Below are 24,884 nucleotides of genomic sequence, written 5' to 3' on the forward strand. Positions count from 1 at the left end.
AACAGTCGCGGCCACCACCGTCAGAAAAAGACGATCAGGACAGGTCGACCTGCGCGACGCGCGCATCGAGCTGCGAGGTGATCTGCGCGACCTCGGCGTCACCGACGACGCGGGAGACCCGCAGGATCACGGTCGCGCCCTCACCCTCGGCGTCCTGGCTCAGCGCCGCGGCCTGGATGTCGATGCCGGCGGTGCCGAGCACGGTGCCCAGCACACCCAGGACGCCCGGACGATCCGCGTAGTGGACCACGATGTTGTGGCCCTCGGCACGCAGGTCGAAGCTGCGGCCGTTGACGGCGACGATCTTCTCGACCTGCTGCAGGCCGGTCAGCGCACCGGCGACGGTGGTGACGGTGCCGTCGGCGGCGACCGCACGCACCTCGACGGCACTGCGATGCGTCTGCGCCTCGCTGTGCTTCTCGACCTCGACGCTCACACCGCGCTGCTCGGCGAGCTGCGGGGCGTTGACGAACGTGACGGCCTCGTCGCTGCTCGCGGAGAACAGGCCGCGCAGGGCGGCCAGACCCAGGATGTCGACGTTCTCGGCGGACAGCTCACCGCTCGCGATCACCTGGACGTTCTGGACGGCCTCGGTCGACAGGGTGCCGGCGAGCAGACCCAGCTTGCGGACCAGCTCGAGCCACGGCGCGACCTCTTCGCCGACCGGGCCACCGGAGACGTTGACGGCGTCCGGCACGAACTCGCCGGCCAGCGCCAGCAGGACGGACTTGGCGACATCGGTGCCGGCGCGGTCCTGAGCCTCGGAGGTGGAGGCACCCAGGTGCGGGGTGACGACGACGTTGTCGAGGTCGAACAGCTTGGAATCGGTGCACGGCTCGGTGTCGAACACGTCGAGACCGGCAGCGCGGACCTTCCCGCCCACGAGCGCGTCGTACAGCGCGTCCTCGTCGATGAGGCCGCCGCGGGCCGCGTTGACGATGATGACGCCGTCCTTGGCCGTGGCCAGACGCTCGGCGTTGATCAGGCCGGCGGTCTCCTTGGTCTTGGGCAGGTGCACCGAGATGAAGTCGGCGCGTGCGACCAGCTCGTCGATGCCGACCAGCTCGATGCCCAGCTGCGCGGCGCGGGCCGCGGGCAGGTAGGGGTCGTACGCGATGATCGTGGTCTCGAACGCGGCCAGACGCTGTGCGAACAGCTGACCGATGCGGCCCAGACCGACGACGCCGACGGTCTTGCCTAGGATCTCGGTGCCGTTGAAGCTCGAACGCTTCCACGTCTTCTCCCGCAGCGTGCGGTCCGCGGCCGGGATCTGGCGGGCGGTCGACAGCAGCAGCGACACGGCGTGCTCGGCGGCCGAGTGGATGTTCGACGTCGGTGCGTTGACGACCATGACACCCCGCTCGGTGGCGGCCGGGATGTCGACGTTGTCGAGGCCGACACCGGCGCGGCCGACGATCTTCAGCTTGGTCGCGGCGGCGAGCACCTCGGCGTCGACCGTGGTGGCCGAGCGGACCAGCAGGGCGTCGGCCTCCGGGACGGCCGCGAGCAGCGCGGGGCGGTCCGGGCCGTCGACCCAGCGCACCTCGACACCGTCTCCGAGCGCATCGACGGTCGATTGTGCGAGCTTGTCGGCGATCAGGACGACGGGACGGCCATTCTGGCTCACGAGCGAACTCCCTGTGTTGAGGTGGCGGCTTGGATCTTGCAGTGTCAGCTTAGTGGGCGGGGCTCGCCGATTCCGCAGGGCGGGTGGGCTTTACCAGATAGTGGACACTCTTCGCGTCGAAATCGGAGATTCGCACCACACCCGAATGCACTTCGGCCCGGGCGGTACTCGCGTACCGCCCGGGCCGAAGAGATCAGGCCGTCAGATCCGGGTCAGGATCAGGCCGTCTCGGTGATCGGACGATCGACCCAGCTCATCAGGTCGCGCAGCTTCTTGCCGGTGACCTCGATCGGGTGCTCGGCGTTGGCCTTGCGCAAGCCCTCGAGCTCGGTGTTGCCGTTCTCGACGTTGGCGACGAGGCGGCGGGTGAACTCGCCGGACTGGATGTCGGCCAGGATCGCCTTCATGCGCTCCTTGGTGCCGGCGTCGATGACGCGGGGACCGGACAGGTAGCCACCGAACTCCGCGGTGTCGGACACCGAGTAGTTCATGCGGGCGATGCCGCCCTCGTACATGAGGTCGACGATGAGCTTGAGCTCGTGCAGCACCTCGAAGTACGCCATCTCGGGCGCGTAGCCGGCCTCGACCATGACCTCGAAACCGGTCTTGACCAGTTCCTCGGTGCCGCCGCACAGCACGGCCTGCTCGCCGAAGAGATCCGTCTCGGTCTCTTCCTTGAACGTGGTCTTGATGACGCCGGCGCGGGTGCCGCCGATGCCCTTGGCGTAGGACAGCGCCAGGGCCTGGCCCTCGCCCTTCGGGTCCTGGTGGACGGCGATCAGGGCCGGAACGCCCTTGCCGTCGACGAACTGGCGGCGGACCAGGTGGCCCGGGCCCTTCGGCGCGACCATGCCGACGGTGACGTTCGCCGGCGGCGTGATCAGGTCGAAGTGGATGTTGAGGCCGTGGCCGAAGAACAGCGCGTCGCCGTCCTTCAGGTTCGCCTCGATGTCGTTCTTGAAGATCGACGCCTGAGCGGTGTCGGGGGCCAGGACCATGATGACGTCGGCCCATGCGGCGACCTCGGCCGGCGTGCCGACCGTCAGGCCCTGCTCCTCGGCCTTGGCCCGCGACTTCGAACCCTCCTGGAGACCGATGCGCACATCGACACCGGAATCGCGCAGGCTCAGCGAGTGCGCGTGGCCCTGGCTGCCGTAGCCGATGACCGCGACCTTGCGGCCCTGGATGATCGACAGGTCTGCATCGTCGTCGTAGAACATCTCGACTGCCACAGTTCTTACCTCTCCTTGTGGGTTCTCTTGAACGCCTGATTGTCTGTTGTGTTCGGGTGGGACGGTACTACCGGGTCGCCGTGATGGACTTCGGCCCACGGCCGACCGCCACCACACCGGACTGCACGATCTCTCGGATACCGAACGGATCGAGCATGCGCAGGAGCGCGTCGAGCTTGGACCGGGTACCGGTCGCCTCGATCGTGAGCGACTCGGGCGAGACGTCGATCACCTTGGCGCGGAACAGGTTCACGGTCTCGATCACCTGCGAGCGCACACTCGCGTCGGCCCGCACCTTCACCAGGATCAGCTCGCGGGCGACCGATGCCTCGGTGTCCTGCTCGACGATCTTGATGACGTTGACGAGCTTGTTGAGCTGCTTGGTCACCTGCTCGAGCGGGAACTCGTCGACCGTCACGACGATCGTCATCCGCGAGATGTCCGGGACCTCGGTGCCGCCCACGGCGAGCGACTCGATGTTGAAGCCGCGCCGGGAGAACAGTGCAGCGACACGGGCCAGCACGCCCGGCTTGTCCTCGACGAGAACACTGAGGGTGTGGCTGGTGCTCACTGGCGTTCCTCTCCGGTTTCGGTGTCGGCGGCGACCTGGTTGCGTTCGGTCGCGTCCGCGATGGCTTCGTCGATGACGGTGGACTCGTCGGCGGGCTCGTCCTCGTCGAACAGCGGACGGATCCCACGGGCGGCCATGATCTCGTCGTTGCCGGTGCCGGCCGCGACCATCGGCCACACCTGGGCGTCCTTGCCGACGATGAAGTCGATGACGACGGGCTTGTCGTTGATCGACTGCGCGGTGCGGATGGCGTCCTCGACGTCCTCCTCGCGCTCGACCCGGATACCGACGCAGCCGAGGGCCTCGGCCAGCTTGACGAAATCGGGGATGCGCACGGCGCCGTGCGTGCCGAGATTCGTGTTCGAGTAGCGCTGGTCGTAGAACAGGGTCTGCCACTGGCGGACCATGCCCAGGTTGCCGTTGTTGACGAGCGCGACCTTGATCGGCACACCCTCGACGGCACACGTCGCCAGTTCCTGATTGGTCATCTGGAAGCAACCGTCACCGTCGATGGCCCACACCTCACGGTCCGGCATGCCCATCTTGGCGCCCATCGCAGCCGGCACCGCGTAGCCCATCGTGCCCAGGCCACCGGAGTTGAGCCACGTGCGCGGCTTCTCGTAGTTCACGAACTGGGCGGCCCACATCTGGTGCTGGCCGACGCCGGCGCAGTAGATGGCGTCCGGTCCGGCGAGCCGGCCGACGGCCTGGATCACGAACTGCGGCGACAGCGTGCCGTCCGACGGGCGGTCGTACGACAGCGGGTAGGTGCTGCGGATGCCGTCGAGATACGTCCACCACGCGGCCAGGTCGAGCGTCGTACCGGTCGCCATGTCGGCGCGGATCGCCTCGATCAGTTCGGTGATGACTTCCTTGCAGTCACCGACGATCGGCACGTCCGCGTGCCGGTTCTTGCCGATCTCCGCCGGATCGATGTCGGCGTGGACGACCTTCGCATCGGGTGCGAACGAGTCGAGCCGGCCGGTGACCCGGTCGTCGAACCGGGCGCCGAGCGTGATGAGCAGATCGCTCTTCTGCAGTGCCGCAACGGCCGAGACCGTGCCGTGCATGCCGGGCATGCCGCAGTTGAGCTGGTGACTGTCCGGGAACGCGCCGCGGGCCATGAGCGTCGTGACGACCGGGATACCGGTCAGCTCCGCCAGTTCGAGCAGTTCGGGAGCCGCGTCGGCCTTGATCACACCGCCGCCGACGTACAGGACCGGGGCCTTGGCCTCGGCGATGAGCCGGGCCGCCTCCCGCACCTGCTTGCCGTGCGGCTTGGTGACCGGACGGTAGCCGGGCAGGTGCATCTCCGGCGGCCACGAGAACGTGGTCTGCGCCTGCAGGATGTCCTTGGGGATGTCGACGAGGACGGCACCCGGACGGCCGCTGGACGCGAGGTAGAACGCCTCGGCCAGGATCCGGGGGATGTCGAGGCCGTCGGTGATCAGGAAGTTGTGCTTCGTGATCGGCATCGTGATGCCGGAGATGTCGGCTTCCTGGAAGCCGTCGGTGCCGATCAGGCTGCGCGCGACCTGGCCGGTGATCGCCACGACCGGAACCGAATCCATCTGCGCGTCCGCGAGCGGCGTGACCAGGTTGGTGGCGCCGGGGCCGGACGTGGCCATGCAGACACCGACCTTGCCGGTGGCCTGCGCATAGCCGGTCGCGGCATGACCCGCACCCTGCTCGTGCCGGACCAGGACGTGCCGGACGCGCTGCGAGTCGAACAGCGGGTCGTACACCGGGAGGATCGCACCGCCCGGAATACCGAAGACGGTGTCGACCTCGAGTTCCTCGAGCGCACGGACCACGGACTGCGCGCCGGTGACCCGCTCGGGGGCGAGCTGACGTCGATTGGTCGATGCGGCGGCTGCCGCGGCGGTCGGGCCGGCTGCTCCCGACTTGCGCGGCGACGGCTGAGGCCGTGCGGTTGGTGCGCTCACTGGAAAATCCTCTGCGATTCTGGCTCTGCGATTCTGGCTCTGCAGGTTCTGGATCAGGGCAACAAAAAACCCTCGTCAGCATCAGCTGTACGAGGGTGGCGCGTCGTTATCTGGCGAGTTGCAACAACCGGCTCAGGCGACGACGCGCCGGCCGATTACGAGCAACTCATTCTGCTTCACGCGCTCGACGGTAGGCGCGCGGTTCGTAGACAGTCAACTTGGGTGAGTGCGCTGTCCCAGAATGTGAGATGAGGTGGCTGCAATGAGAAGATGGTGAGGTGTCCACTCCGCAGCAGCCCGTGCCACCACAGCCATCATCCCACACCCCCGATGACGCCCGACAGGTCATCCGGATTTCGCCTCTCGCCCTGATCGCCTGCATCTTCCTGCTGATCTGCGTCAGCTTCCCGGTTCTGGGCTGGCCGCTCGCCTTCGGCTGGATGCTGCTGATCCCGTTCCTGGTCGGCGCGTGGGTCCTGCGTGTGCGCACCACGGTGACCCCCGACGGACTCGAATTGCGCCACACCTTCTCGTCGACGTCCATATCGTGGGATCAGATCCGGGGGTTCCGGTTCCCCAAGCGCGGCTGGGCACGAGCCGACCTCGTCGACGGCACCGAGGTGTCGCTGCCGACCGTGACCTTCGGACGCCTGCCGCAACTCTCGGCCGCCAGCGGTGGCCGCGTCACCGACCCGTACGCCGCCGCCCGGGAGGCCGAGCGACGCAAGGCCCTCGAGGCCCGCGAAGCCCGCAATGCCACTGCCTCCGACACCGAATCCACTGACCAGGAGTCGGATACCGACTGATCCGCGCGCGAGAGTAGCGTCCCCACCGGGACGTCCCCGCTCCCCGGAGATGACGAGATCCGCTGATCGACGAAGGAATCGCCCATGCCCCCGCTCAGGTCACGCACCACCACCGTCGGACGCAACGCCGCCGGCGCCCGCTCGCTGTGGCGCGCCACCGGTATGACCGACTCCGACTTCGGGAAGCCGATCGTCGCGATCGCGAACTCGTACACCCAGTTCGTGCCCGGCCACGTCCACCTCAAGAACGTCGGTGAGATCGTCGCCGAGGCCGTCCGCGCCGCCGGTGGCGTGCCCCGCGAGTTCCACACCATCGCCGTCGACGACGGCATCGCGATGGGCCACGGCGGCATGCTGTACTCGCTGCCGAGTCGCGAGATCATCGCCGACTCCGTCGAATACATGGTCAACGCCCACACCGCCGACGCCCTGGTGTGCATCTCCAACTGCGACAAGATCACCCCCGGCATGCTCAATGCCGCGATGCGCCTGAACATCCCGACCGTGTTCGTCTCCGGCGGCCCGATGGAAGCCGGTAAGGCCGTCGTCGTCGGCGGTGTCGCGCAGGCCCCCACCGACCTCATCACCGCGATCTCCGCGTCCGCCAACGAGGCCGTCTCCGAAGAGGGACTCGACGAGGTCGAGCGCAGCGCCTGCCCCACGTGCGGCTCCTGCTCGGGCATGTTCACCGCCAACTCGATGAACTGCCTCACCGAGGCCCTCGGACTCGCGTTGCCCGGCAACGGGTCCACGCTGGCCACCCACGAGGCCCGCCGCGCCCTGTTCAGCCGCGCCGGCACCACCGTCGTCGAGGCCGCACTGCGGTACTACCACGACGGCGACGAGTCGGTCCTGCCGCGGAACGTCGCTACCCCCAAGGCATTCCGCAACGCCATGGCCCTCGACGTGGCGATGGGCGGATCCACCAACACCGTCCTGCACACCCTCGCCGCCGCACAGGAAGGTGAGGTCGACTTCGACCTCACCACCATCGACGAGATCAGCCGCCGCGTGCCGTGCCTGTCGAAGGTGTCCCCCAACTCGGACTACCACATGGAAGACGTCCACCGGGCCGGCGGCATACCCGCCCTGCTCGGCGAACTGCGTCGCGCCGACCTGCTGGAAACCGACGTTTCGACGGTGCACACCAAGAGCTTCGACGAGTGGCTCGACACGTGGGACATCCGCTCCGGCAAGGCGAGCGATGAAGCTGTGCAGCTCTTCCATGCCGCACCCGGCGGCGTCCGCACCACCGAACCGTTCTCCACGGACAACCGGTGGTCGTCCCTGGACACGGACGCTGCGGGCGGCTGCATCCGGGACCTCGAGCACGCGTACACCGTCGAGGGCGGCCTGTGCGTGCTGCGCGGCAACATCGCCGTCGACGGCGCGATCCTCAAGACCGCCGGCATCGACGAGGACCTCTTCTCCTTCCAGGGACCGGCCGTCGTCGTCGAGTCGCAGGAGGAGGCCGTCTCGGTGATCCTCGAGAAGAAGATCAAGCCCGGCGATGTCGTCGTCGTCCGCTACGAGGGCCCCAAGGGCGGCCCGGGCATGCAGGAGATGCTGCACCCCACCGCCTTCCTCAAGGGCTCCGGTCTCGGCAAGGTGTGCGCCCTGATCACCGACGGCCGCTTCTCCGGCGGCACCTCGGGCCTGTCCATCGGCCACATCTCCCCCGAGGCGGCGGCCGGCGGAGTCATCGGCCTCGTCGAGGACGGCGACCAGGTCCGCATCGACGTCGCCACCCGCACCCTCGAGATCCTCGTCGACGACGACGTCCTCGCCGAGCGCCGCGCCAAGATGGAAGCCCGCGAACGCCCGTGGCAGCCCGTCAGCCGACAGCGTCAGGTCACCACCGCGCTGCGCGCCTACGCGGCGCTCGCCACCTCCGCCGACAAGGGCGCCGTCCGCCAGGTGCCGTAGACACGCACTCGTACCGACGCACTCGTACCGACCACTGTGCCGCGCCCCGATCCGGGGCGCGGCACAGTTCGTTCCTCCCCCGACCCTCCTCCCCCGCGTTTCGCGCACTTGTCGCGCTTTTCCGGGCCGGATCGGCGCGACAAGTGCGCGAAACGTGAGAGGGGTCGGGCGTCAGATCACCGGATTGGCGCCGTTGAGGACGAACCACACGGCCAGTCCGGCCGCGACGCCGGCGAGCAGGATCAGCACCGAACCGGCGCGGGGGTGGGTGGCCCAGCGGCGGCGGCCGTCGAGGGCGATACGACCGGGGCCGGTGAGCGCGATCGCGGCGGCACCCGCAGCCAGGACGGTCTCGTACTCGATACCGTCGGGCGCGAAGTATTCGAGTCCGGGGACCGCCGACTGTTTCAGGCACCACGCGTTGATCATCACGGCGAGGACGGCGGCCGCGGCGACCGGTGTGAGCAACCCGAGGACCAGCAGCAGCCCGCCGGCGACCTCGCCGACCGCCCCGGCGACCGCGAGAGCCCGGGCCTGGTCGAAACCGGCCGCGGCGAGGTCGTCACGGTAGCCGAGCAGGCCGGGCCCGTTCCACCATCCGGTGAGCTTCTGCAGACCGTGCGCCAACAGAGTGCCGCCGACCGAGAGTCGCAGGATCAGCAGCCCGACATCGAGAGTGCCGCGTCCGGCGTCGACGGCGGGTGCCGCAGGCGGGACGACGACGGGTGCGGCGACGGGTGGCGCCGACAGGATCGGCTCGGTCTCGAACGTCTCGGTCGCGAACTGTTGCGACGGGAATTGTTGCGGCACCGCCGGTTCCGGACGCTCGATCACCGTGGTCGGCTGGTCGTCGACCACGGGCGGGGGTGTCGGGGCGGGCCGGAACGTCGGAATCTGTTCGGTGGGCAGGCCGTCGGGGGCGCCGAAGTCGAGGTCCTCGTCCGTGTGTGCCAACGGCCGCGCAGCCGGGTTCGGTACGACCGGGATGCGTCCGGTCGGTTGGTCGTACGGGCTGGGTGCGGATCCCGCACCGGTGGTCTCGTTCGGCTTGTCCGTCACGATCGCCAGCCTAGGGTGTTCGGCCGAGTCCACCGGTACCGTCGTCCGGTGCGCCGTCGCAGGCGCCGCGTGGCACCGGCCGATCACTCTTTGCGTAACGTCGTGCACCATGACGAAGGGTGAACCGCACCGGACCTCACGGCGGGTGGCCGTGCTCTGCGCGATCACGGCTCTGGCACTGACCGGGTGTGCCCGGTTCGACGAGGCCGCCTCGTCCCCGTTCACTCCCGAACCGACGTTCGATCCGGGCGCCGAGGTGAAGCCGAAATCCCCGGCGGCACCGTCGTCCCCGAAGCCCGAGCCGACGGTGCCCGACGACCCCTGTTTCGACGCCGACCCCAACGTGGTCGCGACCTGCCTCGACACCACCGGCGGGTTGGTGCTGCTCCCGGACGGGGCGTCGGCGCTCGTCACCGAACGCCGCACCGGACGCATCCTGCGGGTGACGCCGCAGCAACCGGCCGTCGAGGTCGCGCGGATCCCCGTCGACGGCACGTCCGACGGCGGACTGCTCGACATCGCCCTGTCCCCCACCTATGTCGAGGACCATCTGATCTACGCGTACGTCACGACGCCGTCGGACAATCGGGTGGTGCGGATCGCGCCGGGCGACGTCCCGAAGGACGTGCTCACCGGGATCCCGCGCGGCGCCGACGGCAATGCGGGTGCGCTGGCGTTCGCGTCACCGAACGAACTGATGGTCCTCACCGGTGATGCCGGTGATCCGGTGGCAGCCGCCGACCCGGGTTCGCTGGCCGGGAAACTGTTGAAAGTGCTGTCTCCGACGTCGAATCCGCATCCGCCGCGGCCCGCGGTGATGCTGTCGGGCATCGGTACGGCCGGTGGTGTCTGTCCCGATCCGAGCGGGGCGATCTGGGTGACGGACCGCACCGCCACCGAGGACCGGCTGCAGCGGGTGCGCCCCGACGGCACCGTCGGCACCCCCGCGTGGACGTGGCCGGACCGCCCCGGTGTCGCGGACTGCGCGGCCGGGCCGGGCGCGGTCGCCGTCGCGTTGACGGACGGGCGGGCGATGGCGGTGCTGGCCACCGACCGCGAGTCCGGTGCGGTGACGACGGCTCCGGCGCTGCTCGCGCAGGACCTCTACGGCCGGCTCGGCGCCGCCGCGATCGACGAGAACGGCCGGATCTGGTCGGCGACGGTCAACAAGGCGGGCGGACAGCCCGGTCCGACGGACGATCGGGTCGTGAAGCTGCCGATGCCGTCCGGTGGCGGCGGCCCCGACTAGCGAGCGTGTTCGCGAACAGGGGCAGCAGCAGGACGGTGATCGCCCCGGCGGCGACGAGGATCGACGCGGTCGCGTTCGACATCTGCCCGGCGTCGACGGCGACCCCGGTGACGGCGACGATCAGCGGCAGCCCGGTGGTGGCGTACAGCGCCACCTGCATCTGGCCGCGGGTGTCGAGGCCGGAGTCGCGGTCGGTGCGGGACGCCACGAACACCGGCAGTCCGCGCACCACGAGCAGCAGGCCGAGGAACGCGAGCAGGATCAGCGGCTCCCCGACTACCGCGGACACCTCGATCGTCATGCCGGAGGTGACGAAGAAGACGGGGATCAACAGCCCGAACGCGAGTCCCTCGAGTTTGTGTTCGAGCTGTTCGTCGCCGTCCGGGACGGTCCGACGCAGGATGAAACCGGCCGCGAACGCGCCGAGGATGATGTCGAGGTCGAACACGACGGCCACCGCGATGAGCGCGACGAGGAGCAGCATCACCAGCCGGACCGTGGTCTGTCCGGTGGTGTCGGAGCCGCGCCGGACGACGGCGAGCAGCGCGGTGCCCTCCCGCAGGATCCGGGCCGGCAGCATCGCCACGACGACGGCCACGACCGCGAACACGGCGAGCACGATCAGGGAGACGACGGCGCCGCGGGCTCCGAGCAGGATCGCCATGGCGACGACGGGGCCGATCTCGCCGACCGCGCCGTGGTTGAGGATCGCCCGCCCCACCGGGGTGTCGATCAGCTTGCGGTCCTTGAGGATCGGCAGCAGTGTGCCCAGTGCCGTCGAGGTGAGGGCGATCGCGACGGCGATCTCCGAGTGCACCAGTCCCGCGACGGCGAGACCGGCGACCACCGCGAATGCCGACGCCAGGCACACCAGCCACGTGACGAGCGCGCGACGTCCGCCGCGTCCGGTCAGCTCGTCCCGGTCGATCTCGTAACCGGCGAGCAGGAACAGCATGCCGAGCCCGAGTTCGCGCAGCATCCCGATCTCGGAGTCGACCTGCGCGAGGTCGAGCGCGTACGGGCCGATCACGATCCCGGCGACGAGCAGCAGCACGACTTCCGGAATCGGCTTGCGCCGCAACGACCCCGCGACCAGGGGCGCGATCGCCGCGGCGGCGACGATCCAGAACAGTGACGTGGCTACTGCAGCGCTCATGCGGCGCTACAGTAGCCGCTACGTCAGCTGCATGCGGCGAGCACGAGTTCCTTGACGCGCGCCGGATCCGCCTGTCCGCGAGTGGCCTTCATGACGTCGCCGACGATCTTGCCGGCCGCCGCGACCTTTCCGCTGCGGATCTTCTCGGCGATGTCGGGGTTGGCGGCGAGGGCCTCGTCGACAGCGGTCTTGATCAAGCTGCCGTCGCGCACGACCACGAGTTCCGGGTGCGCTTCGAGAACCTGCTCGGGGTCGCCCTCACCGGCGAGGACGTGGTCGACGACCTTGCGGGCCATCTTGTTGTTGAGCTTGTCGCTGTCGATCAGGGCGATCACCTGAGCGACCTGGGCCGGGGTGATCGGCAGGTCCGCGAGTTCGACACCGCGGGTGTTGGCCTGCTGCGCGAGATACGACACCCACCAGGAGCGGGCCGCATCGGCGGACGCGCCGGCCTCCGTGGTGGCGATGACCAGCTCGAGCGCGCCGGCGTTGACGAGGTCACGCATCACCTCGTCGGACACACCCCAGTCGGCCTGGATGCGGGCGCGGCGCAGCCACGGCAACTCGGGCAGGGTGCCGCGCAGTTCCTCGACCCATGCGGCGTCGGGGGCGACGGGCTCGAGGTCGGGCTCCGGGAAGTAGCGGTAGTCCTCGGCGGTCTCCTTGCGGCGTCCGGCGGACGTGCTGCCGTCGGCTTCCTGGAAGTGCCGGGTCTCCTGGATGATCTCGCCGGCGGCGACGAGAACCGCGGCCTGACGGCGCATCTCGTAGCGGACCGCCACCTCGACGCTCTTGAGCGAGTTGACGTTCTTGGTCTCGGTGCGGGTACCGAACACGTCGGCGCCGATCGGCATGAGCGAGACGTTGGCGTCGCAGCGCAGCGACCCCTGATCCATGCGGACGTCGGAGACGTCGAGCGCCTTGAGCAGGTCCCGCAGGGCGGCGACGTACGCGCGGGCGACCTCGGGGGCACGCTCGCCGGCACCGGTGATGGGCTTGGTGACGATCTCGACGAGCGGCACCCCGGCCCGGTTGTAGTCGAGCAGCGAGTGGCTGGCGCCGTGGATCCGGCCGGTGGCGCCGCCGACGTGCAGCGACTTACCGGTGTCCTCCTCCATGTGGGCGCGCTCGATGTCGACGCGCCACGTGCTGCCGTCGTCGAGCACGACGTCGAGGTAGCCCTCGGTGGCGATCGGCTCGTCGTACTGCGAGATCTGGTAGTTCTTCGGCTGGTCCGGGTAGAAGTAGTTCTTCCGCGCGAACCGGCCCCACGGGGTGATCGAACAGTTCAGGGCGAGACCGATACGGATCGCGGACTCGACGGCCGCCTGGTTGACGACGGGCAGCGCACCGGGCATACCGAGACACACGGGGCACACCTGCGTGTTGGGTTCGGCGCCGAACACCGTGGGGCACGGGCAGAACATCTTGGTCGCGGTGTGCAACTCGACGTGCACTTCCATGCCCAGGACGGGCTCGAACTTCGCGAGAACGGCGTCATAGTCGAGAAGGTCAGCGGACACGGCGGCAGTCATGCCCACGAGTTTAGACGGCCCGGATCGCACCGCCGCGCAGCGTCGGCCCCGGCGTCGACGGCCCCGTCAACCGAAGATGATCCGCATCTCCCGGTAACGCTCGGCGGGCACCACCTTGTGGTCGGCGAGGGCCTCGTCGAACCCGACCCGGACGATGTCGGTGCCGTGCAGTGCCACCATGCGTCCCCACTGTTCGTCGGCGACGAGATCGGTGACGGCCATGCCCAGCCGGGTCGCCAGGACCCGGTCGAACGCGGTGGGAACGCCGCCACGCTGGACGTACCCGAGGATCGTCGCGCGGGTCTCGATCCCGGTGTGTTCCTCGACGAGCGGGGCGAGCACGTCGGCGATGCCGCCGAGTCGGGGCCGGTCGAAGCCGTCCTTTCCCTTCGTCGAATACACCTCGCCCATGCCCGGCAGGGTGAATCCCTCGGCGACGACGACCATCGGGGAGCGGCCGCGTTCGTGCACGCTGGTGACCCACGCGCAGATCTGGTCGAGGGTCTCGGGTTGTTCGGGGATGAGGATGGCGTGTGCGCCGCCCGCGGTCCCCGAGTGCAGCGCGATCCAGCCCGCGTGCCGGCCCATCACTTCGAGGACCATGCACCTGCGGTGCGAGTTGCCGGTGGTCCGCAGTCGGTCGATCGCGACGGTCGCGATCTCGACGGCGGTGTCGAAACCGAACGTGTAGTCGGTGCGGCTGAGGTCGTTGTCGATGGTCTTGGGGACCCCGACGATCCGGATACCGTCCTCGTACAACCGTTTCGACGCGGACGCGGTGCCCTCGCCGCCGATCGCGACGACGGCGTCGACACCGAGTCGGTCGAGGGTGGCCTGGATGTTCGCCGCTCCCCCGTCCGGCCCCTGGTACGGCCCGATCCGGCTCGTCCCGAGGATGGTGCCGCCCTCGTGGGACAGGCCCCGGACCCGGCTGCGGTCCAACGGGATCACGTCCCCGTCGACCAGTCCGCGCCAGCCGTCGAGGAATCCGATGAACTCCTGACCGTGCACCTCGGTGCCTTTGAGGACGGCGCCGCGAATGACCGCGTTGAGGCCGGGGCAGTCGCCGCCGCTGGTGAGAATGCCGATCCGGGTCATGCTGCACAACCTTCCGCCGACGGATGCGGGCCGCACTGCCATCCTGCCCGCCCCGCCTGCGTCCGGCACCCGGTACGGCGCGACGGACTGCTCAGCCGGGCACGACGACACCCGACTCGTAGGCGAGGACCACGGCCTGCGCCCGGTCCCGTAGCGACAGTTTCGCGAGCACCTTGCCGACGTGCGTCTTGACGGTCTGTTCGGCCACGAACAGGCGCTGCGCGATCTCGGCGTTCGACAGGCCGGCCGCGATCAGTTCGAGGACCTCCCGTTCGCGTGGGGTGAGCGTGTCCAGGCGCGGATGCCGGGGCCGCGGCGCCGACCGGCGCCGGGTGACGTCCTCGATCAGCCGTCGGGTCACGCTCGGCGCCAACAGTGCCTCGCCGCCGGCGACGACCCGGACGGCGCGGACGAGTTCCTCGGCCGGGGCGTCCTTGAGCATGAAGCCGGATGCACCGATCCCGAGTGCCTCGTACACGTACTCGTCGATGTCGAACGTGGTGAGCATCAGTACCCGAACCGGCGGGTCGAACGACGCGGACAGGATCTGCCGGGCCGCACCGAGGCCGTCGAGTTCGGGCATCCGCACGTCCATGAGCACGACGTCGGGTCGGAGTCGCTTCACCTCGGACACCGCGATCCGGCCGTCGGGGGCGTCCCCGACGACGCTGATGTCGGGTTGCGCGGACAGCAGTGCCCCGAACCCCTGCCGCACCATCGCCTGATCGTCCGCGATGAAGACCGTGATCGCCACGGTCACAGCGTAGGCGCCGGTTCCACGCTCCCGTCGATCGTGACGAATCGGTGAGATCTGGACCACTTTCTGTTAATACGTGAAACGTCAACCGGGACGTCGACCATGATTTACCGAACGGTTCGTCTCGTCGGTATCAGGAAGTGGACATGACAACTGCACGCACGCCCCTGCGGTCCCGAAAGGTCGCCCGCGCGACGATCGGTGTCCTCGCCGCCACGGCCGTCACGGTCGGCGGCATGACGTGGACCGCGACCGCGGCACCCGCCACCGGCGTCGCCGAGTACCTGAATCTTCCCCTGGTCAACCGGGACGCCGCGCACGGCCCGGGCGGTGTCAACCCGGTCCTGCCCGCCGACAGCGCGACACTGACGACGCTGCTGCACGCGGCCCGGAACAGCGGTGCAGCGCCGAGCACCTACCAGGCGCTGCTGTACCAGTACTGGCTGGTGCAGGCCACCGAGGCGGCCGGGATCGACCTGGCCGGCTGGGATCCGCGGTCCGGTGTCGAGGTCAACCGCGGCAACCTGATCAAGTCGTACCGTTTCTACGAGGATCTGCAGCTGTCGCACCGCGAACTGCAGTGGGCCGGGATGGGCGGCATGGTCGGCGCCGACTTCGGCGGCGGGCTGATCGACTTCGAGTTGATGACCGACGGGTTCGACATCCCGGCCGTGCAGCAGTCGGCGCGGGCGGTCGTGCAGGCCGCGACCGATGTCGCGGGACCGGAACTCGTGGGGTCGCTGCCGGAGGGCCTGCGGGCGCTGGCCGACGCGGGCAGCGAGATCACCGGTGACGACCTGCACTACATCCTCGGGATGATCATGGTGATGCAGAAGAACATCTTCTCGGACCTGATGCCGATGCACCGCGCGTACGTCACAGCAGGCCTGCCGGCGCTCGAGGAGATGCACGACGCCGGACTGTTCGGCGACGACATCATGGGCGCGTGGCGGGACGTCGCATCGAAGGAACCCGACCGCATCGCCCGCGGCAACGCGGCCCTGCTGCAGCGGGAGCAGGGGGTGATCATCCGCGAACAGTGGGACACGGTCCGCGACTACAAGGGCCAGGTCGGTGCCGCCATCACGTATCTGTCCACCGCCGCCGGGTCGCCGTCCGTCGCCGGCGTGGTCCCGCCGCGCTCGTTCCGTCCGATCCAGGTCAGTACGACGCTGCCGGACGGCCGGACCGCGACCCTGACCACACCGCTGCCGGACTGGAACTGGTCGGTGTACGACGCGCGCTGGGACTACATCACCACACAGCTGCTGCCCAAGTACAAGAACATGGTCGAGAACCACTGGCCGCAGCTCGAGGCGGAACTGCGGACCCCGTACGAGACGCAGCTCGAGACGCACCGGCCGCTGCTGAACATCCCGCAGACGATGCAGTCCGCGGTGGCGAACACCACGGTAGCGGTGTCATGAGCGTCCGGGGGGGACGTTCCGTTCGCGCACTGACGGGGGTGGCGGCCGTCGCGTCGGTGCTCGTGGCGCCCGCGCTCGCGTCGGCGGATCCGGCACCGGCCGCACCGCCGGCCCCGATCGTCGCCGACCGTTCGGCGGTGGGGACACCCGCGTTGACGGAGGCGTTCAACGGGTACGTCGTCGGCGCACTCACGTCGGGCCGGCTCGCCACGCAGGCCGAGATGGATGCCGGGATGGGCACGAACGAGCCGTTCTACGACGAGCCCGCGCTCACCGGCGCCGAGAAGCCCGGAACGCTGTTGAAGGTGCAGCCGGTCGACATCCTGTTCTCCGGTGTGAAACCGGGGAAGATCGACGCCTACCGGATCATGTTCGTCACCACCGGCCGGGACGGCGTCACCCCCGAGATCAGCACCGGGATCGTCATGGTGCCCGACGACGGCACCCCGGCCGACCGGCGCAAGCTGATCAGCTACCAGGAGGCCAACGACAGTGTCGGCGGCTACTGCCATCCGAGCACGCAGTGGACCGGTGGCGACCCGATGGACGGGGCATCGTGGTCGGCGCTCGGGCCGCTGGCACTGATGTTCGGCAAGGGGTATGCGGTCGTCATCTCCGATGTCGGCAACAACGGCGATCTCGAACCGCACGGCGTGTTCGCCGGCCGCTACGCCGGGCACACCCAGCTCGACGCGATCCGCGCCGCGACGGCCGTCGACGAGATCGGTCTGCGCACGGATGTGCCGGTGGGACTGTTCGGGGTCGCGGGCGGTGGTGTCGGGGCGGCGTTCGCGGCCGAATCGCACGCCACGTACGCCCCGGAGCTGAACATCACCGCGACGGTGCTCGAGGGGATGGTCGTCGATCAGCGCACGTTCATGCGGACGGCCGACGGCTCGGTCGGTTCCGGGTTCGCGTTCGCGGCGCTGCTCGGGCTCGAACCGAAGTATCCGGAGATGCGCATCGACGAGAAGCTCACCCCGATCGGTAAGCAGGTCGCCGACTGGTATCGCACCCAGTGCCAGATGCCCGCCTACTTCACGGCCCCGTTCGTGCCGCTGAAGACGTTCTTCACCGACGGGCGGAGTCCGGCCGACATTCCCGAGTTCCAGCACGTGTACGACGACAACCTGCTCGGCGGTCGGGCACCCCGGTCGAAGGTCCTCATCGCGTCGTGCGCGAAGGACGACTCGCCGATGTCGCTGGTGCCGGCGCAGGACTCCCGCGACCTGGCGGCCCGCTACCGGGCCGGCGGCACCGACGTCACCTACGCGCCGAGCGACTGCAGCACGGACCGGTTCCTGACCGACATGTACGGCTGGGGCACCGACCTGTTCGGCATGCAGACCGTCGACTGGCTCGACCGGAACGTCACCGGCTGACCGGCAGCACCACCGGGAGTGCCGCGACGACCTCGAACCCGCCGTCGTCGAGCGGCCGGGCGTCGAGGGTGCCGCCGACCGCGGCGGCCCGCTCACGCATCCCGGTGATACCGGTGCCACCCGAATGCTCCACGGCCGGCGTCTCGTCCGCGTCCGCGCGTCCGGGACCGTTGACCACCCGCAGCGACGCGGAGTCCGGACCGTAGGCGAGGGTGACCTCGACGTGGGCGCCGGGCCGGTGCCGGGCGGCGTTGGCGAGCGACTCCTGCAGGATCCGGTACAGCGCGAGCCCCGACAACTCCGACAGCGTCGACGGATCCCCCGTCACGTCCCACGACAGGACGATCCCGGCCCGCCGGGTGCCGTCGAGCAGGTCCCGGATCTGCCCGGTCCCCGGCTGCGGTGCCCGCTCGACGAGGTCGGCGTCGCTGCGCAGCACCCCGAGCAGTCCCCGGATCTCGTTGAGCGCCTCGCGGGCGCCGGCCCCGATGGATTCGAACTCGGCGCGGGTCTCGTCGGACACCGACGCCAACCGATACGGGGCGCTCTGCGCCTGCACCACGACCATCGACATGTGGTGGGCGACGACGTCGTGCAGGTCGCGGGCGATCCGCGCCTTCTCCTCGAGGATCGCCCGCCGGGTCCGCTCGAGCTCGCTCGTCTCCTCCTCGGCCGCCAGCTGCCGCCGGGACAGCACCAGCCAGCGGATCAGCAGTGCGAACACGACGAGCGCGGTCAACCCGAGCGCCCAGCCGCGACCGTCCTGGCCGGGGGCGTCCGCCAGGAACAGCAACGACGTCGAGACCCACGCCACCAGTACCGTGGGCGGCCCGGCGGTGAGCCCGACCGACAGCAGCAACGTCATGATCACGATGATGTGCACGACCTGCCACGGGTACGTATAGCCCGAATCCGGCACCAGGTCGAAGAACCACGGGATCACCAGTGCCGACACTGCCGAGATCGACCATCCCAGAGCCGGATTGGCGCGCACCAACACGAACGGCCAGGCCGCGAGCGCCGCGATGATCGGCTGCACCGGCGCCGGTACCTGATGCGTGACGTGCAGTGTCGGCCACGCCACCGCGTACAGGATCACGGTGACGAGCACGATGACGATGTTCGTTCCGTGCCCGCGCATCCGGGTCGTCACGCCGCGGACCGTTTCTTTGCCACTCACCCGTCCGACCCTAGGCACCGGGGTCTCGTCGGGCGTCATACCCGAGAGTGAGATCGGCCCGATACCCCGGGACGAGAGGGGCCGGTCGAACCCTCGACGGTCGCGGTCCGGGTCGGCTCCGCGGAGTGATGCCTCCGCGCATCGCGCATTCCTAGCGTTCGGTCCATGGATGCGAGAACATGGACCGGCGTACTCGTCGCCGGGACGGCCGTTGCGGTACTCACCCTGTCGGCGCCGCACGCCGATGCCGGTACTCCCGCCCGCGGTGATGCGGCGGTGGCGTCGGCGGTTGCGGCACTGACCACCGACGAAGCCCCGGACATCTCGGTGGTGCCCGCCGGCTTCGTCGACCGGTTCGGCTACCGTCCCCGCGTCGTGGACGGCATGGTGGTGAACCCGCACGGTGCCTGCTCGTCCCCGGTGCCGCTGCCCGCCGAGTTCGACACCGCCTGCAAGGCACACGATTACGGGTACGACCTGCTCCGGTACGCGCACGCGGCCGGGGCCGATCTGGGGCCGTGGGCGCGCACGGCACTCGACGAGCAGCTCGACCGCCGGATGCACGCGGCGTGCGATGCCCGCGGCATCGGACGGGCGTCGTGCTTCGTCATGGCGAACTCCGCGGCCGCGGCCGTGTCGATCAACTCGCAGCGGCAGGGGTACGGGGCACCGATCGACGAGCCGTGGATCCGATACGGACTGGTCGCGGCGCTCACGGCGCTCGGTGGGTGGGCGGTCGCCGTGACCGTGCGACGGGTCCGGCGCGGCGCCGGGAGGGCTGCGGAATGAGCGTGCTGTCCACGGCCGTTCTCGGTGCGCGGCAACGTCTTCGGGTAGACGTCGTTCCCCGCGCGAGTACGTCGCTGGCGGTGTCGGCCGGGTCGGTGGTGTCGTTGGCGCCGTCACTGCTCCCCCGTACCCCCGCCGTCCAGGGTGTCCTGACCGGGATCCTGGTCTCGGTGCTGTGGGGACTCACGACGCTCGTCCGCCGGCACACACCGGCCGCGGGGTCCGGCACCCGCACGGTCGCCGCGGCCGCATCGGCGGTGCTCCTCGTCGGGTCCGTGGCCTCCGCCGACCACTGGCAGAATTCGCTGCGCGCCGCGATGACGCTGCCCGGTACCGACGCGGCCTACTGGGTGCAGACCGGCTGCTGGGCGGCGGCGGTGTGCCTGGCCGGGTTCGTGGCCGCGCGGGCGACGGTGGCGGGAGCACGCCGTCCGGGGTGGCGGGGTGCGACCGTGCTGGGCGTCGTCTTCACCACACTCTGCTGGTTCGTCGTCCCGGCGTCTACTGCTGCTGCGGCGCAGCACTTCCGGTCGACGAACGTCGAAGGTGAGCGTTTCCTCGCCGGGACGTCCGATCCGCGGGCGGTCCGCACGTACGCCGGACTCGATACGGCCCCCGACGTCACCGGCCGTGCTGCGCTCGCCGTGCGCGAACTGGACCGCGCCGGCGGATTCGCGCGCGGTCACGTCGTCGTCGCGGTCCCGACCGGGTCCGGGTGGATCGACGGGGAGGCGGCCCGCGGACTCGAGCGCCGCTTCGACGGTGACGTCGCGATCGTCGGGCAGCAGTATTCGTACGCGCCGAGCTGGGTGACGTTCCTGTTCGACCGCGGCGACGCCGCCGAGTCCGCCCGCGCACTGTTCTCCGCGGTGTCCGCGCACATCGCGGCCCTGCCCGCCGAGGCCCGTCCGGCACTGCACGTGTACGGGCAGAGTCTCGGATCCGTCGGGGGCAGCGCCATTTTCGAGAACCCGGCGGCGACGGACGCGACGTGCAGTGCGCTGTGGGCCGGGCCACCGGCCGGCGTGGTCGACACCGACGGCGCCGTGGTGCTCGCCAACAGTTCCGATCCCGTCGTGTGGTGGTCCCCGGCACTGCTCGCCCGGGCGCCCGATCTGTCGCGAGTACGGGTGGATGCCCCGGTGCCGCACTGGATTCCGTTCGTCAGTTTCGTCCAGACCACCGTCGACCTGGTGTTCGCGCGGGACACCCCCACCGGGCACGGGCACCGGTACGGCGCCGATCAGGGTCTGCGGATGCCGGGGTGCGGATCGGCTGCGGAGACCCGCTGAGGCTCCTACCGTGGAGGGATGAGCGAGCACACCGATGTCGGCGTGACGCGGGCGATCCTGCGGGACCACTTCGAGCGGATCCGGGAACTCGTCGTCGCCGCCACCGACGGGCTGACGTACGAGATGTCGGACTACCGGCCCGAACCGGACGCCAACTCGATCGCCTGGCTGCTGTGGCACCTGACCCGTGTGCAGGACGACCACGTGTCCGGGGCGGCCGGTGTCGAGCAGGCGTGGACGGCCCGCGGCTGGTACGAGCGGTTCGCGCTGCCGTTGCCCGCCGACGACATCGGCTACGGCCACACCCTCGAACAGGTCGGCCTCGTCCACGCCGACGCCCGACTGCTCGCCGACTACCACGGCGACGTGCACACCGCGACACTCGCGTACGTCGATACCCTGACCGTCGACGAACTCGACCGCATCGTCGACCGCCGCTGGGATCCGCCCGTCACGGCCGCCGTCCGCCTCGTCAGTGTGATCGGCGACTGCCTGCAACATCTCGGGCAGGTCGCCTACGTGCAGGGACTGCTCGAGGCGGGGTGACCAGAAACTGCGCCGGCCCGGCACCCCGGTCAGGGGTGCCGGGCCGGCGCGGGCTCGGGTGGTCGCGGTGTTACACGACCGGAGAGGCGATCGGGCCGCGCGCGGCCTCGTAGGCGGCGCCGACGCGGTACAGTCGCTCGTCGGCGAGGGCCGGGGCCATGATCTGCAGGCCGACGGGCAGTCCGTCGTCCGCGGACACGCCGGACGGCACCGACATCGCGCAGTGGCCGGCCAGGTTGGTGGGCAGCGTGCACAGGTCGGACAGGTACATCGCCAGCGGATCGTTCACCTTCTCGCCGAGCTTCCACGGCGTGAACGGGCTGGTCGGCGAGACGAGGACGTCGACCTGCTCGTAGGCGGCGTCGAAGTCGCGGGCGATGAGCGTACGCACCTTGAGGGCCGAGCCGTAGTAGGCGTCGTAGTAGCCCGACGACAGCGCGTAGGTGCCGATCATGATGCGGCGCTTGACTTCCTTGCCGAAACCGGCGGCGCGGGTGGCGGCCATGACCTGGTCGGCACTCATGTCGCCCTCGTCGACGCGCATGCCGTACCGCATGGCGTCGAAGCGGGCGAGGTTCGAGGACACCTCACTGGGCAGGATCAGGTAGTAGGCGGCCAGCGCGTGCTCGAAGTTGGGGCACGACACCTCGACGACCTCGGCGCCCAGGGCCGTCAGCTGCGCGACGGCTGCGTCGAACGAGGAGATGACACCGGGCTGGTAGCTGTCGGAGTGCAGTTCCTTGACCACACCGACCCGCACGCCCTTCAGGTCGCCGGACGCGCCCCGACGGGCCGCCTCCACAACCGGGCGGACCGGCTCGTTCACCGACGTGGAGTCGCGCGGATCGTAGCCGGCGATCACCTCGTGCAGCAGTGCCGTGTCGAGCACGGTGCGGCCGCACGGGCCGCCCTGGTCGAGCGACGACGCACACGCGACCAGACCGAACCGGGACACGGTGCCGTACGTGGGCTTGGTGCCGACGGTCGCGGTGACCGCGGCGGGCTGCCGGATCGAGCCGCCGGTGTCGGTGCCGATCGCCAGCGGCGCCTGGTACGACGCGAGCGCGGCCGCGCTGCCGCCGCCCGAGCCACCCGGGATGCGGGTGGTGTCCCACGGGTTACGGGTCGGCCCGTACGCGGAGTTCTCGGTGGACGAGCCCATCGCGAACTCGTCCATGTTGGTCTTGCCGAGGATCGGGATGCCGGCCTCGCGCAGCTTCGTGGTCAGGGTCGCGTCGTACGGCGACACCCAGCCCTCGAGGATCTTCGACGCGCACGTGGTCGGCATGTCGGTGGTGGTGAACAGATCCTTGAGGGCGATCGGCACGCCCGCGAGCGGCGACGCCGGCTGCTCACCGGCGGCGATCGCGGAGTCGACCTCCTTGGCCGCGACGAGCGCCTGCTCGCCGGCGATGTGCAGGAAGGCGTTCAGTTCGCCGTCGACGGCGGCGATGCGGTCGAGGTGCGCCTGCGTCGCCTCCACCGAGGAGATCTCACGCGCATGGATCTTCGACGCCAGCTCGGACGCGTCGAGACGGGTCAGATCGGTGCTCATTCGCCCTCTCCCAGGATCTGCGGAACGGCGAACCGATCCTGTTCGACGGCCGGGGCACCCGAGAGCGCCTGCTCCGGCGTGAGACCGGGGACGATGACGTCCGGCCGGGTCACATTCGTGATCGGGTTGGGGTTCGCGGTGGGCGGGACATCATCCGTCGCGACCTCCGCCACCGCCTTCACATGGCTGAGAATCGAATCCAGCTGACCGGCGAACTCGTCGAGTTCGGCGTCGGTCAGGGCGAGCCGGGACAGCCGGGCGAGGTGGGCGACCTCGTCACGGGAGATGGCAGGCACCTTCGGTGACCCCTTTCAGGTCGGAGGGAACGTTCCCGACCAGCCTAGAGCGTGCCGTGATCGCCCGTGCAGCCCGTCACCCCACCGGTCGGCGCCCCGGAGTGACAGGATGGAGAGCGGCGGGGGCCGACCGGTGTCCCTTCCCGAGTGTCGAACCAGACCGAACGGAAAGGCCACCCGTGTCCTACCTGCTCCGCGTCCAGCTTCCCGACCGGCCCGGCAGTCTCGGCGCGCTCGCGGTCGCGCTCGGCTCCGTCGGGGCCGACATCCTGTCGCTGGACGTCGTCGAACGCGGCTCCGGATTCGCCGTCGACGACCTGGTCGTGGACGTGCAGTCCGGGTCACTGCCGGACGCCCTCATCACGGCCGCCGAGAACCTGCAGGACGTGCACGTCGACTCGATCCGCCCGTACGCCGGAATGCTCGACACGCATCGCGAACTCGAACTGATCGACCAGGTCGCCGCGGCCCGCTCCGACCGACTGCAGGTGCTGGTCGACAACGCGCCCCGGGTGCTGCGGGTCGGCTGGTGCACGGTGATCGCCGTCGGACCGCGCGGCGCCTACCGGGTGGTGGGCAGCCCCGGCGCCCCGGAAACCCATGCCGGCGACGCCCCGTGGATGCCCCTGGAGCGGGCCGCGGTGCTCGACACCGAGGACGACTGGGTGCCGCAACTGTGGCGGGACATGGACACCGCGCTGGCCGCGGCGCCGCTCGGATCGAGCGGCAACGTGCTGCTGCTCGGCCGGCCCGGCGGCCCCGAGTTCCGCCCGTCGGAGGTGGCGCGGCTCGGCTACCTCACCGGGATCCTCGCCACCGTCCTGAACTGACGATCAGACGAGTTCACGCACCAGCGCGGTGAGTTCGACGCCGGGCACCGGCTCCCAGTTGCGCTCCGGGGCGGGTACGAACCCGTTGCGGTCGTAGATGCGGCGGGCGTCCGCCATCTGCGGCTGCGTGGAGATCACGACGGCCTGGTCGCCACGCTCGTACGCGACGTCGAGGACGTACCGCACCAGCGCGGAGCCGACGCCCTTGCCGCGGGCCGACTGCGAGACCGCCAGCATGCGGAACTCGAGCTCACCCTTGGCCGCGACGTCCGCGAACGGGGTGCCCGGCTCGGCGATGGTCACCGAACCGACGATCTCGCCCTCGACCTCGGCGACCATGACGCGGGCCTGCTCGGCACGGACCGCGGTGTCCCGCAGGTGCTGCGCGTAGACGTCGTCCTCCGACACGAAGCCGTCACCGATGTAGACGCCGGCGGTGAGGTCGCCGATCGTGTCGAAGTCGGCGGGAGTCGCGGTACGGATATCGATCATGGCGTCACTATGACAGTCGACCCCGACAGCCGAAAAACCGATTCGGAATCCGGCCCGAGACTCGCGTCACATTCCCGAGGTGTGGGATTCGCGGTCCACGCCCGGGACCTGCACACCGGCACCACGCCAACGA

General features: G+C 69.9%; 22 protein-coding genes. 9 read left to right on the forward strand and 13 right to left on the reverse strand.

Going from position 1 to position 24,884, the window contains the following annotated elements; genetic code table 11:
* Window positions 1–34 precede the first annotated feature (34 nt).
* From serA to E0497_RS08195, 4 genes are all read right to left on the reverse strand, one after another.
* Entirely contained in the window at window positions 35–1,627 is a 1,593-nt protein-coding gene (gene serA, locus E0497_RS08180; RefSeq protein ID WP_137724300.1) for a phosphoglycerate dehydrogenase, read from the reverse strand.
* A 218-nt stretch (window positions 1,628–1,845) separates the two neighbouring features.
* Window positions 1,846–2,847, reverse strand: a complete 1,002-nt coding sequence (gene ilvC / locus E0497_RS08185; protein ID WP_170312918.1) for a ketol-acid reductoisomerase — start codon at window positions 2,845–2,847, stop codon at window positions 1,846–1,848.
* 79 nt (window positions 2,848–2,926) lie between these two features.
* A complete protein-coding gene (ilvN, locus tag E0497_RS08190; RefSeq protein WP_137724302.1) occupies window positions 2,927–3,430 on the reverse strand; it encodes an acetolactate synthase small subunit in 504 nt (167 codons plus the stop codon).
* Window positions 3,427–5,376: an acetolactate synthase large subunit gene (locus E0497_RS08195; RefSeq protein WP_137724303.1), complete on the reverse strand. Its 1,950-nt coding sequence runs from the start codon at window positions 5,374–5,376 to the stop codon at window positions 3,427–3,429. Before E0497_RS08195 ends, ilvN begins: the two co-directional genes overlap by 4 nt.
* A 299-nt stretch (window positions 5,377–5,675) precedes the next feature.
* On the opposite strand from E0497_RS08195, the gene E0497_RS08200 reads away from it, so the two are divergent.
* Together E0497_RS08200 and ilvD are read left to right on the forward strand one after the other, a co-directional pair.
* On the forward strand, window positions 5,676–6,182 hold the full coding sequence (locus E0497_RS08200) for a PH domain-containing protein (RefSeq protein ID WP_137724419.1): 507 nt from the start codon (window positions 5,676–5,678) through the stop codon (window positions 6,180–6,182).
* Window positions 6,183–6,266: 84 nt separating this feature from the next.
* Window positions 6,267–8,108: a dihydroxy-acid dehydratase gene (ilvD, locus tag E0497_RS08205; protein ID WP_137724304.1), complete on the forward strand. Its 1,842-nt coding sequence runs from the start codon at window positions 6,267–6,269 to the stop codon at window positions 8,106–8,108.
* A 171-nt stretch (window positions 8,109–8,279) separates the two neighbouring features.
* Here the strand turns inward: ilvD and E0497_RS08210 are convergent, their stop codons facing one another.
* On the reverse strand, window positions 8,280–9,167 hold the full coding sequence (locus E0497_RS08210; protein ID WP_137724305.1) for a DoxX family protein: 888 nt from the start codon (window positions 9,165–9,167) through the stop codon (window positions 8,280–8,282).
* Between the two features lie 109 nt (window positions 9,168–9,276).
* Here E0497_RS08210 and E0497_RS08215 point away from each other — a divergent pair, with 109 nt between their 5' ends.
* Window positions 9,277–10,416, forward strand: coding sequence for a PQQ-dependent sugar dehydrogenase (locus E0497_RS08215; RefSeq protein ID WP_137724306.1), 1,140 nt, complete (start codon window positions 9,277–9,279; stop codon window positions 10,414–10,416).
* Here E0497_RS08215 and E0497_RS08220 read toward each other — a convergent pair.
* The 4 genes from E0497_RS08220 to E0497_RS08235 all read right to left on the reverse strand — a co-directional run bounded on the left by E0497_RS08220 (window position 10,331) and on the right by E0497_RS08235 (window position 14,959).
* Window positions 10,331–11,572 carry a cation:proton antiporter gene (locus tag E0497_RS08220; protein WP_137724307.1) on the reverse strand — a complete coding sequence of 414 codons (1,242 nt, stop codon included), beginning with the start codon at window positions 11,570–11,572 and terminating at the stop codon, window positions 10,331–10,333. The genes E0497_RS08215 and E0497_RS08220 overlap by 86 nt on opposite strands.
* A 23-nt stretch (window positions 11,573–11,595) precedes the next feature.
* Window positions 11,596–13,107, reverse strand: a complete 1,512-nt coding sequence (gene gatB, locus E0497_RS08225) for an Asp-tRNA(Asn)/Glu-tRNA(Gln) amidotransferase subunit GatB (protein WP_137724308.1) — start codon at window positions 13,105–13,107, stop codon at window positions 11,596–11,598.
* Between the two features lie 66 nt (window positions 13,108–13,173).
* Window positions 13,174–14,205: an ATP-dependent 6-phosphofructokinase gene (locus E0497_RS08230; RefSeq protein WP_137724309.1), complete on the reverse strand. Its 1,032-nt coding sequence runs from the start codon at window positions 14,203–14,205 to the stop codon at window positions 13,174–13,176.
* Between the two features lie 91 nt (window positions 14,206–14,296).
* Window positions 14,297–14,959, reverse strand: coding sequence for a response regulator (locus E0497_RS08235; protein ID WP_137724310.1), 663 nt, complete (start codon window positions 14,957–14,959; stop codon window positions 14,297–14,299).
* 149 nt (window positions 14,960–15,108) lie between these two features.
* On the opposite strand from E0497_RS08235, the gene E0497_RS08240 reads away from it, so the two are divergent.
* Window positions 15,109–16,389, forward strand: a complete 1,281-nt coding sequence (locus tag E0497_RS08240) for a hypothetical protein (protein WP_137724311.1) — start codon at window positions 15,109–15,111, stop codon at window positions 16,387–16,389.
* Window positions 16,386–17,771 carry a lipase family protein gene (locus E0497_RS08245; protein WP_137724312.1) on the forward strand — a complete coding sequence of 462 codons (1,386 nt, stop codon included), beginning with the start codon at window positions 16,386–16,388 and terminating at the stop codon, window positions 17,769–17,771. The genes E0497_RS08240 and E0497_RS08245 overlap by 4 nt, the downstream gene beginning before the upstream one ends.
* Here E0497_RS08245 and E0497_RS08250 read toward each other — a convergent pair.
* A complete protein-coding gene (locus tag E0497_RS08250; protein WP_137724420.1) occupies window positions 17,761–18,912 on the reverse strand; it encodes a sensor histidine kinase in 1,152 nt (383 codons plus the stop codon). The genes E0497_RS08245 and E0497_RS08250 overlap by 11 nt on opposite strands.
* A gap of 204 nt (window positions 18,913–19,116) precedes the next feature.
* On the opposite strand from E0497_RS08250, the gene E0497_RS08255 reads away from it, so the two are divergent.
* Genes E0497_RS08255 through E0497_RS08265 form a run of 3 tightly spaced genes read left to right on the forward strand, consistent with a single transcriptional unit; the run spans window position 19,117 to window position 21,578 of the window.
* A complete protein-coding gene (locus E0497_RS08255; protein ID WP_137724313.1) occupies window positions 19,117–19,740 on the forward strand; it encodes a hypothetical protein in 624 nt (207 codons plus the stop codon).
* Window positions 19,737–21,032 (forward strand): alpha/beta-hydrolase family protein, encoded by a 1,296-nt coding sequence (locus tag E0497_RS08260; protein ID WP_137724314.1) that lies wholly within the window; start codon window positions 19,737–19,739, stop codon window positions 21,030–21,032. The genes E0497_RS08255 and E0497_RS08260 overlap by 4 nt, the downstream gene beginning before the upstream one ends.
* 18 nt (window positions 21,033–21,050) lie before the next feature.
* Window positions 21,051–21,578: a mycothiol transferase gene (locus E0497_RS08265; protein WP_137724315.1), complete on the forward strand. Its 528-nt coding sequence runs from the start codon at window positions 21,051–21,053 to the stop codon at window positions 21,576–21,578.
* A gap of 70 nt (window positions 21,579–21,648) precedes the next feature.
* On the opposite strand, the gene gatA is transcribed toward E0497_RS08265, so the two are convergent.
* Both gatA and gatC read right to left on the reverse strand, forming a co-directional pair.
* Entirely contained in the window at window positions 21,649–23,133 is a 1,485-nt protein-coding gene (gatA, locus tag E0497_RS08270) for an Asp-tRNA(Asn)/Glu-tRNA(Gln) amidotransferase subunit GatA (RefSeq protein WP_137724316.1), read from the reverse strand.
* A complete protein-coding gene (gene gatC, locus E0497_RS08275; RefSeq protein WP_137724317.1) occupies window positions 23,130–23,429 on the reverse strand; it encodes an Asp-tRNA(Asn)/Glu-tRNA(Gln) amidotransferase subunit GatC in 300 nt (99 codons plus the stop codon). The genes gatA and gatC overlap by 4 nt, the downstream gene beginning before the upstream one ends.
* A 179-nt stretch (window positions 23,430–23,608) precedes the next feature.
* Between gatC and E0497_RS08280 the strand changes: the two genes are divergently transcribed.
* Window positions 23,609–24,259 (forward strand): ACT domain-containing protein, encoded by a 651-nt coding sequence (locus tag E0497_RS08280; RefSeq protein ID WP_137724318.1) that lies wholly within the window; start codon window positions 23,609–23,611, stop codon window positions 24,257–24,259.
* A gap of 3 nt (window positions 24,260–24,262) precedes the next feature.
* Here E0497_RS08280 and E0497_RS08285 read toward each other — a convergent pair whose 3' ends face one another.
* Window positions 24,263–24,751, reverse strand: a complete 489-nt coding sequence (locus tag E0497_RS08285; protein ID WP_137724319.1) for a GNAT family N-acetyltransferase — start codon at window positions 24,749–24,751, stop codon at window positions 24,263–24,265.
* Between the last annotated feature and the right edge of the window lie 133 nt (window positions 24,752–24,884).

The sequence above is a fragment of the Prescottella subtropica genome (assembly GCF_005434945.1).
GTDB classification, from domain to species: domain Bacteria; phylum Actinomycetota; class Actinomycetes; order Mycobacteriales; family Mycobacteriaceae; genus Prescottella; species Prescottella subtropica.